At 68.2% G+C, this 12,120-nt stretch carries 8 protein-coding genes and 2 pseudogenes; 5 read left to right on the top strand and 5 right to left on the bottom strand.

The genetic code is table 11. From position 1 onward, the window contains the following. Positions 1 to 21: 21 nt before the first annotated feature. The 5 genes from fabG to FRANCCI3_RS10670 form a co-directional block, all read right to left on the bottom strand. Positions 22 to 726 (bottom strand): 3-oxoacyl-ACP reductase FabG, encoded by a 705-nt coding sequence (gene fabG, locus FRANCCI3_RS10655; protein WP_011436539.1) that lies wholly within the window; start codon positions 724 to 726, stop codon positions 22 to 24. Positions 727 to 808: 82 nt separating this feature from the next. Beyond that, positions 809 to 1,690, bottom strand: coding sequence for an AfsA-related hotdog domain-containing protein (locus tag FRANCCI3_RS10660; RefSeq protein ID WP_011436540.1), 882 nt, complete (start codon positions 1,688 to 1,690; stop codon positions 809 to 811). Between the two features lie 28 nt (positions 1,691 to 1,718). Continuing rightward, entirely contained in the window at positions 1,719 to 2,891 is a 1,173-nt protein-coding gene (locus tag FRANCCI3_RS10665; protein ID WP_011434857.1) for an ISAs1 family transposase, read from the bottom strand. A gap of 140 nt (positions 2,892 to 3,031) precedes the next feature. Then, on the bottom strand, positions 3,032 to 3,184 hold the full coding sequence (locus tag FRANCCI3_RS27995; protein WP_162238930.1) for a hypothetical protein: 153 nt from the start codon (positions 3,182 to 3,184) through the stop codon (positions 3,032 to 3,034). A gap of 287 nt (positions 3,185 to 3,471) precedes the next feature. After that, entirely contained in the window at positions 3,472 to 6,687 is a 3,216-nt protein-coding gene (locus tag FRANCCI3_RS10670) for an AfsR/SARP family transcriptional regulator (protein ID WP_011436541.1), read from the bottom strand. A gap of 927 nt (positions 6,688 to 7,614) precedes the next feature. Between FRANCCI3_RS10670 and FRANCCI3_RS10675 the strand changes: the two genes are divergently transcribed. From FRANCCI3_RS10675 to FRANCCI3_RS10695, 5 genes and pseudogenes are all read left to right on the top strand, one after another. Further along, the gene (locus FRANCCI3_RS10675) at positions 7,615 to 7,845 is read left to right on the top strand and encodes an IS5 family transposase (RefSeq protein WP_011436542.1); all 231 of its coding nucleotides are present in this window, start codon (positions 7,615 to 7,617) and stop codon (positions 7,843 to 7,845) included. A 192-nt stretch (positions 7,846 to 8,037) separates the two neighbouring features. Then, positions 8,038 to 9,276: an IS110 family transposase gene (locus FRANCCI3_RS10680; protein ID WP_011436543.1), complete on the top strand. Its 1,239-nt coding sequence runs from the start codon at positions 8,038 to 8,040 to the stop codon at positions 9,274 to 9,276. A 92-nt stretch (positions 9,277 to 9,368) separates the two neighbouring features. Beyond that, positions 9,369 to 10,781 carry an NF041680 family putative transposase gene (locus tag FRANCCI3_RS10685; RefSeq protein WP_011436544.1) on the top strand — a complete coding sequence of 471 codons (1,413 nt, stop codon included), beginning with the start codon at positions 9,369 to 9,371 and terminating at the stop codon, positions 10,779 to 10,781. A 14-nt stretch (positions 10,782 to 10,795) separates the two neighbouring features. Beyond that, positions 10,796 to 11,107, top strand: a pseudogene (locus tag FRANCCI3_RS10690) (IS5/IS1182 family transposase); the annotation flags it as partial. 242 nt (positions 11,108 to 11,349) lie between these two features. Then, positions 11,350 to 11,931 (top strand): annotated as a pseudogene (locus tag FRANCCI3_RS10695) (helix-turn-helix domain-containing protein); the annotation flags it as partial. Positions 11,932 to 12,120: the final 189 nt, after the last annotated feature.

The following is a 12,120-nucleotide window of genomic DNA, read 5'->3' on the forward strand; positions in this document are numbered from 1 at the left end:
CGCACCCGGTCGGGGTTGCGCCTACAGGCCCATCGCGATGCCGCCGCCGACGGGGAGGACGGTGCCAGTGACGTAGCTTGCCTCGTCGCTGGCGAGGAACCGGATGGCGGCGACGACCTCGTCCACTGTCCCCATCCGGCGCAGCGGGGTCATCCGCATCAGCTCCTGCCTGCGCTGTTCGGTCAGCGGCCTGGTCATGTCGGTGTCAATGATCCCCGGTGCCACCACGTTCACGGTGATGTCGCGGTTCCCGAGCTCCCACACGACGGACCGTGCCATGCCGAGGAGGGCGGACTTGGACGCGGCGTAGTTGCTCTGCCCGGGGGAGCCGAGGAAACCAAGTGCCGACGACACGCACACCACTCGCCCACGCCGGGCCGGAAGCATGCTGGCGACGGCGGCCCGGACGGCTCTGAACGCTCCGGCCAGGTTCGTGTCGACCACGGTCTCGAACTGTTCGTCGGACATCCGCAGCAGCGGGACGTCGATGGTGATGCCCGCGTTGGCGACGAGTACCTCGACCGTTCCGTGCGCCTCCTCCGCCTCTCGCAGCGCACGCTCGACGTCGCCAGGTACCCTGACGTCCGCGCGCAGACCGAGCACGCCTTCCGGGGCGGCCCCCGACCGGCCGGCGACGGCGACCCGGTCGCCCCCCTCGGCGAACGACCGTGCGGCGGCCAGGCCGATGCCCCGGCTCCCGCCCGTGATGAAGATCGATCGGCCCATCGCATTCTCCTCCCGGGCCCGCGGCGCCACCGCCGGTGCCCGTCCTCGCCCTGTGCAGCTGGCGTTGTGTGCGGCTGTGGGTTCAGTCGTCGGTGAGATGACTGGTGGGAACCGGGCAGATGGTCATGGTTCCCGCCGCGATGACGGCGTCGTTCTGCTGGAAGGACACGGCGAAGGTGGACCCGCCGACCACGTCCTCATGCTGGTGGACCGCTGCCACGGTGGTTGTCACATCCAGCTCGGCGAACCGGGTGAAGGCCAGGTCGAAGGCGACGACGGTGGCCGCGGTGGCCGGCACGCCGAGCAGGTCCGCGCCGGACCACAGGCACAGCTGCCGGGCCGCCTCGGTGAGTACCATGCCGGGGAAATGGTCCAGTGCGTGGTCGAACATGCTGCGGTTGTCGACGGGCACCCGAATGGTGGCCGTGGCCCCGCCAGCGAACTGGACGGGATCCACGAGGATTGTGTTGACGCTGCTGGCTCGCCCGACAGCGGCCGGCGCGATCGTCGCGGGCGTGGGCCGGATGTCGTCCGATGTGTGCGGCGCGCTTCCCCGGCGGAGCGCCCGCACGTGTTCGTAGGCGGAGTCAGACAGGTAGCCCACCGCGATCCGGGTGTCGCCGATGGCCACGCCGTCCAGGGAAAGCCGGATGTCGTAGGCCAGCGACCGACTGGTCGGCCGGTCGCCGACGAGTGGGCGCGTGCCGACCGCCATCGTCAGCTCGCTGGCGCCTCGGGTGCGGATGGCGAACAGCCCCGGCAGCTGCATGGACCACGACCTCAGGACGAACCGGGTGTCCCGTGCCACGCCGAAATGCACGTGGGCGCCGTAGGTCTCAGCCTGGCGTGAGCATTCCAGCAGAAGCAGTGGATCCACCGCGCCGTGTCGGACGTGGTCGGTGAAGTACGCGTGGGACGACGGCAGTTGGGCGGCAGCCAGGTAGGACGTCGCACCGGTGGGCACGGTGTCAGGGCCCCGGCAAAGTTGTCGGTTAGCAAGCAAGGCTCTTGATCGTCTCTAGTGGTCGTTCGGGGCGCCGCGCGTGGTGTCGGATTGCCTGGGCGATGTTCGTGGCGCCGGTCAGGCGAAGGATCGCGATCGCCAGGTTGCGCAGGCTGGCCATGACCTGGGGAGCGTGGCCGGTCCGGACCTGGCTGAGGTCCTCCCCGAAGGTGACGTCGCGGACCCAGTGCAGCCGGTTCTCCACGAGCCAGTGCTCGCGGGCGTAGGTGGCCAGCAGCGTGGGGCTGGCCTGGTGGGTCGGCAGGCTGGTGACAAGGTAGACGATCTCGGTCGTGGCCGGCCCGTCGGCGAGCGGCTGGCGGCGGCGGGTGACCTGCACTGCCTGCACGGCGTGCGGGAAGAGTAGTCCCGCGCGGACCTCGGTGGTCTTCACGGTGCGCCGCTCGCGGCGGCCGTGGCCGCGTTCGACGGTGCGCGCGGCGGTCTTCACCCGGCGCCAGGGCAGGGCGGCGAGCTGGGCGTATAGCGCCGGCTGGTTGGCCTTCACCGTCAGGATGTAGTGCGCATGCCGGCTGACCAGCCAGGATGCGGTCTGTCGCTGGGTGTGTAGAGCATCCGCGGTCACGATCACATCGGTCAGGTCCAGGTCGGCGAGCAGGACGGGCAGCGCCGGGATCTCGTTCGACTTCGCGTCGACGGCGACCTGGCCGAGCACGACACCGCTGGTGTGGTCGAGCGCGGCGAGCAGGTGGCGGCCCGGACTGTCAGGCGTGCGGGAGCCGCGCAGCGTCTTGCCGTCGACCGCGAGCCGCCGCCGCGTCCCGGCCGGCGGGGTGGTCGCCGCGGCGGCCCATGCTCCCAGCGCCGTATCCAGGGCGTCGGCGTCGAGTGCGGCGAGTACCCGGCGAAACGTCGACTCCTCGGGCACTCGAGAGACGCCGAGCAGGCCCGCGACCGCCTGGCCGGCGTCGGCGGACCATTCACCGATCGCGGTGAACGACCGCGCCCCGGCGAGCACCGCGCAGGTCGCCAGCGTCAGCACAGCGGCCAGGCTGTGCCGCCTGCCGCGGGGCTTCCGGGGGTCCGGTAGCTGGTTGAAGACCGCCAGCAGACCCGCCGGCGACGGAGGCTGGTTGCCGGCGCCGACGGCAGCCAGCCGATCGAGAACAGGGGCAGGCGGTAATACTGGTGCGGCGGGCATGGCACCTCGAGACGATCATGACGGTGTAGGAACCTCCATGATCTCCAGGAGCCGTGCCCGCACCCATGACGCCCCCGGCCTCGCGTCAGAAGCGCGCTACGCAACCCCACTGGAAGCCCCACACAACGCCGAAAGTCTGCTTACCAGCAAACTTGCCGAGGCCCTGGCACGGTGTCGGTCAGGAACACTTCGGAAAGCGCGTGACGGTGGATGAGGGAACGGTCGACCGTCTGCATGAAGTGCAGCTCGCGGAGAGAGTCCTCGGTGTGTGCGATCTCAGTGTCAGCCGGCATCTACGGATCCTTCGCTGGGGTCCTGCGCGGGATTTCTTCCGCTGATTGCTGCGCCCGTCGCCAGGACGGCATCTGCTTGTACTGGGCGCATATTTCCTGCGCAGGACAAAGCTACCCCGACCATCCTTTCGTGCCGCTGACGGCTGGCTGGCGGTTGACATCAGCGGGACCACGCCGGCGTATCAGACCAGTTCCGCCGAGGGGCGCATGATCAGAGGGTGAGAAAGGCCGGATGTCGCGCGGTCCGCGCACCCGGGTTGTATCAGGCACGCGGTCCAGCCGACGGTCTACGACGCTTCGTTCCGGAGGGGTTCGGCGGATGGCAAAAGGTTCGACCGGCGCGTGACCAGGGCCATAATCCTTTTCGCCTCGGCCGCGCCCAGAAGCTGCCCGGTCTCCTCCGAGATGGTGCGCAGGCGTTGTGCGCATTCGGTGGCTCGCTCGAACTCCTGCTGCTCGGCGTACATCAGCCCGAGGTCTACCAGGATCCTGCGCTGAGTGATCCGGTTGGTGCCGGCCACCAGGGCGAAGGCGTCTGCCGCGTGCAGCGCCGCGGCGGCGGCACGGCCGAAGTGGTCGTCCGCGAGCGCGATCCGGACGAGCGAGTAGGCCTTCCCGTCGGTGTAGTCGATGGCGTTTGCCCGTTCGAATGCCTGCCGGGCGCACTGGATGGATGCGGTCCAGTCCCCGCGCTCGGCGTTGATCCCCGACATGATGCAGAGGGTCTCCGCCTCAAAGGTCCGGTCACCGCACTCCTGGAAGGCGCCCAGCGCCTGCTCGGCGAACTCAAGCGCGGCCTGGTTGTCACCGACATCGTGGTGCACCAGCGCGAGCCCGTAGAGCGAGATGCTCCGGTCGTAGAAGGAGTCGATACGCGTGGAGACCTCAAGAGCCTGGGAGAAGCAGGACTTCGCAGCGTCCAGATCTCCCAACGCCTCACGTACCAGGCCCAGGTTCCTCAGGCTGTACGAGGTGATGTGATGCAGCCCGAGCTCGCCGGCGGCCCGCAGCGACGACGTGATGTAGATCGTGGCCACAGTCATGTCGCCCTGAGCCCAGTGGATCTGGCCGAGTAGTCCAAGCGCGGCGGCCTCGGTCCGCGGGGACCCGACTTCCCGGGCGATCGCCAAGGCCTCCTGCCCGATGCGCTCGGCCTGATCGACCTGGCTGAGACTCAGATGGGCGAGACTGAGGTTGTTCAGGATGGCGGCCACCTCCTCGGACATGCCGAGGTCGGTGTGCAGGGCGACACTTTCAGCAAGGTGGTTTATCGCCTGACGATAGTCACCTAGCGTGTTATACAGGTTGGCGAGACTGCGGTGCATCGCGGCCATGCCGAGCTTGTCCTTACTCCGACCGGCCGCAATCAGACCGCCGTGCGCCGCCTCCGACCATTCAGTCCGATATCTTCCGGTCCAGAAGAACCCGCGGAGCGCATCGGAAAGATGCCAGGTCAGATGGCTTGAACAGGAACCGTCGAGCGCGCGCATACAAGCAAGGACGTTGCGCCACTCCGCGAGCAGCCAGGCCATCGCCTGGCTCTCGTCGACGAATTCCGGCGCGTCGATCACGGAGCGTGTTTCTGGCGGCAGCGGGAGCCGGAGGAACTCCACGTGCAGGATATCCACCGCGTTTCTCGTGCCGACCAGGTACCACAGGCCGAGACGGTCCACTGCCGCCGCTATCTCCTGGGCAGTGAAATGGTCGCCTGCCCGCTTGTAAGCGTATTCCCGCAGCAGGTCGTGAAACTGGTACCGGCCGGGCGCCTGCTGCTGCAGCAGGTTCGCCACCGTGAGCCTGTTCAACGAGTTGCGGGTCTGGGCTGTGCTCATGTCTGCCAGGACAGCGACGGCATTGGCCGAGAAGTCGGGCCCGGGGAAGAGCCCGGCCAGGCTGAACAACCGGCGATCGTCCGGCCCGACCGAGTCGTAGGACAGCGCGAAGGCGTTGGACACCGCCGAGACCGGGTCGTCGTCCACGGTAAGCGCCGCCAGCCGGTTGCCCGTGCGCAGGCTGTCCACGTATTCGTCGGCGTGGCCGCCCGGGAAACTGATCAGATTGGCGGCGGCGATGCGCAGGGCGAGGGGGAGATACGCACACAGCGCCACCACCTCCGGAATCAGCGCAGGATCCACCGGGACAGCGACGTTGCGCAACATGCCCTCGACGAGCTCGCGGGACTCCTCGGGGCTCAGAGTGCCCACTTGGACGACCTGCGCGCCCAGCGTGGCGACCAGGCCACCCAGGTGCCGTCGGCTGGTGATGATGACGGAGCAACCGGCGTCGCCGGGCAACAGCGGCATCACCTGGTCAATGCTCGAGGCGTTGTCGAGCATCACCAGCACGTGTCGGCCGGCGACCTTCGATCGGAACAGGTTCGCCTGCTCGGCCAGCTCGACCGGGATCTGGCCCGGCGGAACGCCGAGGCTGCGTAGGAACTGCGGCAGCACATGCTCCGGAGTGAGCGGCGGGTCCTGGCCGAGCCGCTCGTGGCTGCGCAGGTTGACGTACAGCTGCCCGTCCGGGAACGCTGGCCGCAACCGGTGGCCGAGACTTACAGCCAGCGCCGTCTTGCCGATTCCGGGCGGCCCGCACAACACGACGACCGGTACGCCCGGGCGCGTCCCAGACGGGCGCAAGGCCTCGGTGAGCTGGTCCATCAGCTCCTGCCGGCCGACGAACCCGATCGCGTCGGCGGGGAGCTGGGCCGGCACTGTGGACGGCGTCGCCGCGTCGGGTGCGGACCGATCCGGCAGGCACAGCTGCGGGTCGGACTCGAGGATCCGCCCGTGCAGGTCCCGCAGGCCGCTGCCGGGCTCGATGCCGAGCTCGTCTACCAGCAGCGTGCGCACCTGCTGGTAGACGTCCAGTGCCTCGGCCTGCCGGCCGGCCCGGTACAGGGCCAGCATCAGCAGCTCCCAGAACTTCTCCCGATAGGGATTGTCGATAGCCGCGAGGCGGATCTCGCGGACAATCTGGGCGGCTCGGTTCAAGCGCACCTCGAGCTCGAAGCGGGACTCCAGCGCGGACATCCTTTCCTCCTCCAGCGCCGCGCCCTTCTCCCGGCGCAGGGACTCGGAGGGCACGTCGGCCAGCGCGGGGCCGCGCCAGATCGCCAGCGCGTCGGTCAGCAGTTTCGCCTGAGCCTGCGGGTCCGCCGTCTCCTCGGCCCCCCTGATCAGCCGGCGGAACTGCTGCAGGTCCAGGACCGCCGTCCCGAGGTTCAGGCGGTAGCCGCTACTGACAGTGCTCAGCATCTTCGGGTCGCCCAGGAGCTGACGGAGCCGCCGAATGTACGTGTGTAGCGCTCCCCGCGGGTTCGCTGGCTGGTGGTCGTCCCACAACCAGTCGATCAGCCGATCGGAGCCGACGACGCTGCCCGCGTCCAGCAGGAGGGCTGCCAGCAGGGTGCGGAGCTTTCCGGACTCAATCGAGATGATCTCTCCTTTGAGAATGATCTCCAGAGGACCGAAGATCATGAACGCATTGATGCTGTCCACCATGCTCGTGGGCTCCTCGCTCGAACCGACCTTCAGTCTTCTGGTCTCGCTTCACTGAATGGACATGCTCCTCCTGAGGGTGGTTACGGTCCACGGGCCAGCGGGCCGAAAGGAGAGCTGAGGTCCACGCGCCACGGCTGCTTTCCAGTCGCAGGCGCCAGGCCCGATGACTCGGCGGCGATTGCAGAGACGTCTGACCAGCGCCGACTGACTCGCGAAGAGCGCGCCGGCACTCAGCGAGGCCCTTTCACTGGCTGGCTTCATGATACGAACGATCCGCGACCTTTCATGACGATGTCGCATGCACGACAGAGATATCGCATGCTACTCGCCGGGGTCGGTAAGCACCCAAAGCACTCCGTCGGCCGGCGTTTCCGAGAGATGAATAAAAATGATCTTACGACTGCCGGACCCTACCACGGTACGGCCTTCCAGGCGCGCGGCGGCGTGGGGAAGATCTCCCATCCGCTGCTATTCTCGCCGCCGACCACGGCTTACGCCAAGGTATTTTGATGGGAACCAATGTCGATCTTTCCGGGGTGTGGCCCGACTGTGCCGAACGTCACCAGATCGCGGGCGGCCCACGGGCGGCACGCGGGATTACCGTCGCGCAGCGGCGGTCTTTACGGGCCTCCGGTTCGATCGAGTTCTTCTACGAGCGACGTACCTGCAGTTCTTCGACCGACACGGACCACGCCCCCCGACGCCAGTGAGATTGATCATTGAGCCTTTTCAATCTCTGTTTGTCTGATTCTTTCGGCCGTTGAGGATCACCAATTGACGAATTGAACGGGCACTGGTTCCGGTCGTTCCGTCATCTGGCGGCGGCGATAGTTGGCCGGGCGGTGGCCGGAGGGGTGCCGTAAATAGAGAAGTCCCCGGTAGATCACAGGGTGTCTACCCCACTGTGCCCTTGACCGAGGACTTCCGTTGCTAACCTACCCTGGTGTCGTCGACCTGCCCGAGTCGACCCTGACCTTCCTTGCGGGGCTGCTGGCCGAGGATCGCGCCCAGCGCCGGACCTGGCGCAAGCTGCCCCCACCCGAGCAGGCACTCCTGGTGCTCGTCCACCTCCGCAAGGGTGAACGCTACGAGCAGCTCGCCGAGGGCTTCCAGGTCAGGTCAGTGATCATGACGGCTTGCGCCGGCACCCTGCCCTGATGAGGATGTTGGTGCCGTCCGGTCCGACGTCGTCCCTCTGTGGTGCCTGCGAGCCCGTAGGTCAGTGTGGCGCGGAGGTCCTGAGGAATCCTGTCCTGCTGCCACGAGCGCGTACCTCAGAATCTTTGAAGACAGGCCCTCCCCGGGCGGTCCGTGTGGATCACTGATCGTAAGGGGAGGAGGCGGTCTTTCATGGATGTGGTGATCGACCGGGTCGCCGGGTTGGACGTGCGCCGGGACACGGTCGTGGCGGCGGTCCGGGTTGGCGGGCGTGGTGGCGGCAGGCGGGGGGAGGTGCGGACCTTCGCCACGACGGGAGCGGGACTGACCCGGCTGGCCGGGTGGCTGTCGGAACAGCGGGTTTCTCTGGTGGGTATGGAATCCACCGGCGTCTACTGGAAGCCGGTGTTCCACCTGCTGGAAGACCGGTTCGAGTGCTGGCTCCTCAACGCCACCCACGTCCGCAACGTACCAGGCCGAAAAACAGACGTCGCGGACGCGGCGTGGATCTCGGACCTCGTCGCGCACGGCCTGGTACGCGCCTCGTTCGTGCCGCCGAAACCCCAGCGGGACCTGCGTGACCTGACCCGGGCCCGGCGGATCGTGGTCGAGGAGAAGACCCGGGAGATCCAGCGGCTGGAGAAACTGATGCAGGACGCCGGCGTGAAACTCACCAGCGTCGCCTCCAAGCTACTCGGGGTCTCGGGCCGTGCGATCCTGGAGAAGATGATCGAGGGAGAGCAGTCCCTGGAATATCTCGCTGATCAGGCCCGTGGCCGACTCCGCAGCAAGATCCCACAGTTGCAGGAGGCACTCGCGGGAACGTTCCGCTCCGGGCATCACGGGTTCCTCGCCGCGCAGCTCCTGGCCCGGATCGACCTGTGTGACGAGCAGATCGACGAGCTCGACCACCGGATCGAGGTGATGATCGCCCCTTTTCGGGAGACGGTCGACCGGATCCGCACGATCACCGGGGTCGGTGAGGTCACCGCGACCGTGCTGCTCGCCGAGGTCGGCCTGGACATGAGCCGGTTCCCCACCGCCGGCCATCTCGCGTCCTGGGCGGGTATCTGTCCGGGGAACAACACCTCGGGAGGGAAACGCCTGTCCGGGCGGACCCGACACGGTAACAAGTGGTTACGTACCGCGTTGACCGAGGCCGCGCACGCCGCCGCCCGGAGCAAGGACACCTACCTGGCGTCCCACCACGCCCAGGTCCGTGGCCGCCGCGGTGTCCTGAAAGCGATCGGCGCGACCCGCCACGACATTCTCATCGCCTACTGGCACATCATCGCGAACAAGACCGTCTACCAGGACCTCGGCGGAGACTGGCATGCCCGCCGACGCCGGGACCCTGAACGCCGCCGGAAGAACCTCGTCGGCGAACTGGAGAAACTCGGCTACACCGTCACCATCACACCAGCGGCATAGCCGCTACCCCAGACAGAAAGGAACACCCGCAGCACGCGCACCGAATACCGATAAGACCAGCGTTGGAAGCCCGGCTCCCAGCGCCTTCCCGCATGCCCGGAACCAGCCCCTCCGCGGTCCAGCAATTCACTCCTCAGTTCTATGGCTGTCTGACCCGGCGGGCGGATGCCCTGTTCGAGCTCACCGACGCCGTGCTGTGCGCGGACGGCCCGGTCCGTGACCTGGTCGGCCTGTCGCCGGCAGCGGAGCACCGCCGAGGGCACGGCGCGTTGTACGGCGCGATCAACCACGGCCGGGTCGAGATCAGCCGGCTGCGCCGCGCGCTGGCCGGGCTGCCGCTGCCGCGCGCTGCCGACGGCCGGATCGTGCTGGGTGTGGACGTCAGCCCGTGGCTGCGCCCGGACGCGGCCACCAGCCCGGGCCGGCTGTTCTGCCACACCTACGGCCGGGGCAAGGGCAACGCCCAGATGATCCCGGGCTGGCCCTACTCGTTCGTCGCCGCCCTCGAACCGGGCCGCACCTCGTGGACGGCGCCGCTGGACGCGGTCCGTCTCGGCCCCGACGACGACCTCACCACGGTGACCGCCGCCCAGGTCCGGGACGTGGTCGGCCGGCTCGCAGCCGTCGGCCACCACACCGCCGGTGATCCGAACATCCTCGTCGTGTTCGACGCCGGCTACGACGTCACCCGCCTGGCCTTCCTGCTGGCCGGCCTGCCCGTCGACCTCGTCGGCCGGCTGCGTTCCGACCGGGTCTTCCGCCTGCCCGTCCTCCCGCGGCCGCCGAAGGCGTCCGGCCGGCCACCACGGCACGGCCCCGAGCTGCCCCTGGCCGACCCGGCCAGCCTGCCCACCCCTACGGTCACCACGACCACCGAGACCCGCCGGTACGGCACCGCGGTCGCCACCTGCTGGGACCGGGCCCACCCCCGGCTGACCCGCCGTGGCGGATGGGAACACCACACCGGCCAGCTCCCGATCATCGAGGGCACCCTGATCCGTCTCGTCGTCGACCGCCTCCCGGGCGAACGGCGCCCGAAACCGGTCTGGTTGTGGCACTCCACCGCCGACGCCGGCAGCGCCGACGTCGACCGCGCCTGGCAGGCGTTCCTGCGAAGATTCGACCTGGAACACACCTTCCGCATGGTCAAGCAGACCCTCGGCTGGACCGCCCCGAAGATCCGGGACCCCGCCGCGGCGGACCGCTGGACTTGGCTTGTCCTCACCGCCTACACCCAGCTCCGGCTCGCCCGCGCGCTCACCACCGACCTGCGCCGCCCCTGGGAACGACCCGCCGAACCCACAAGGCTGACTCCGGCCCGTGCCCGCCGGGGATTCCGCAACCTCCGCCCGAAGACACCGCTACCGGCCCGCGCACCGAAACCCGCCCGACCCGGCCCCGGACGCCCACCCGGCCGCACCAACCGACGACCAGCGATCATCCAACCAGTCGGGAAGACCACGGACAGGTCAACAGCCGCAGGATCTGAAGGACCGACAGGTTAAGGAATCGTAGCCGCCGTCATCTGTTCGCCGACGGCGGTTTCGCTGGCGAGCCTGTTGCATGGGCGCGGACCATCATGAGGACCACCGTCGAGATCGTTCGGAAGAAACCCGGTCAGAAAACCTTCGAGGCCCTGCCGAAACGATGGGTGGTCGAACGTACCCTTGTCTGGCTCACCGCCCACCGGCGGCTTGCCCGCGACTACGAACGCCACCCCGCCACCTCCGCATCGTTCATCCACTGGGCGATGATCCGCACCATGGTCCGCCGTCTCGTTCGCGGGAATCCCGTCCCACGCTGGCAACCCCGCGACACTACAGAGCGTTAACATCACTCAAGATCCAGGACAGGCTCTTACAGCCACGGTGGCACCGAAGGCGTCAACACCAAGACCAAGAAGATCATGCGCCAGATGCACCGCCGAGCTGACTTCCCGCTTCTCCGCCACCGGATCCTGCCCGGCTGGTGCGCTGACCACGAACGTTTCCGGCCGTGGAGTAGGTAGAGGCGGGTGATCACGGGCACACCATCCCCGATGAGGACGGCGACCAGCCCTGGAGGTGAACCGCGATGGCGCGGCCGGTACGGGCACGGCGGCTGACCGATGAGGAAGGCCAACGACTCCAAGCGATCGCGCGCCGCGGGAAACACGGCGCGATCCGAGTCCGCCGCGCACTGATCATCATGGCGTCGGCGAGTGGGACCCCGGTCCCCGCGATCGCTCGTCTCGTCGCGGCGGACGAGGACACGGTCCGGGGGGTGATCCACCGGTTCAACGAGATCGGCCTGGACGCGTTGGACCCTCGTTGGGCGGGAGGCCGTCCCCGCCTGATCAGCTCTGACGACGAGGTGTTCGCCGTGGCGACGGCCCGCACCCGCCCGGAGAGACTCGGGCAGCCGTTCACGCACTGGAGCCTGCGCAAGCTCGCCGCCTACCTGGCCGACAACCCCGACCGCACCGTCACCATCGGTCGGGAACGGCTGCGGCAGCTCCTGCACCACCATCGGATCTCGTTCCCACGCACGAGGACGTGGAAGGAGTCCACCGACCCGGACAAGAACCGCAAGCTCGACCGGATCGAGTACCTCACCGGCACCTGTCCGAACCGGTGCTTCGCGTTCGACCAGTTCGGACCGCTACTGAAACGTCCCGGCTTCGTCAGGGCTGCTCCCACCCAGACCGGCACTACCCGGACCAGGCAGCCCTCAGCTCCACCCACCCTGCAGCGACAGGGCAGACGGTGAAGGTCTCTCACCTCCACTCGAACCACAGCGCCTCACGGCGCAAACCGGATGTGCGACAGAGCCGTTTTCTTGACACACCCGGGTCAGTCCCAGCCA

Origin of the sequence: Frankia casuarinae (assembly GCF_000013345.1) — a bacterium.
Classification (GTDB): Bacteria; Actinomycetota; Actinomycetes; order Frankiales; family Frankiaceae; genus Frankia; species Frankia casuarinae.

What these genes read in the sequence shown, in the direction of transcription:
- fabG (WP_011436539.1), bottom strand. Translation starts at nt 726, where the DNA reads ATGGGCCGATCGATCTTCATCACGGGCGGGAGCCGGGGCATCGGCCTG.
- FRANCCI3_RS10665 (WP_011434857.1), bottom strand. Translation starts at nt 2,891, where the DNA reads ATGCCCGCCGCACCAGTATTACCGCCTGCCCCTGTTCTCGATCGGCTG.
- FRANCCI3_RS27995 (WP_162238930.1), bottom strand. Translation starts at nt 3,184, where the DNA reads ATGCCGGCTGACACTGAGATCGCACACACCGAGGACTCTCTCCGCGAG.
- FRANCCI3_RS10670 (WP_011436541.1), bottom strand. Translation starts at nt 6,687, where the DNA reads ATGGTGGACAGCATCAATGCGTTCATGATCTTCGGTCCTCTGGAGATC.
- FRANCCI3_RS10680 (WP_011436543.1), top strand. Translation starts at nt 8,038, where the DNA reads ATGGATGTGGTGATCGACCGGGTCGCCGGGTTGGACGTGCGCCGGGAC.
- FRANCCI3_RS10685 (WP_011436544.1), top strand. Translation starts at nt 9,369, where the DNA reads ATGCCCGGAACCAGCCCCTCCGCGGTCCAGCAATTCACTCCTCAGTTC.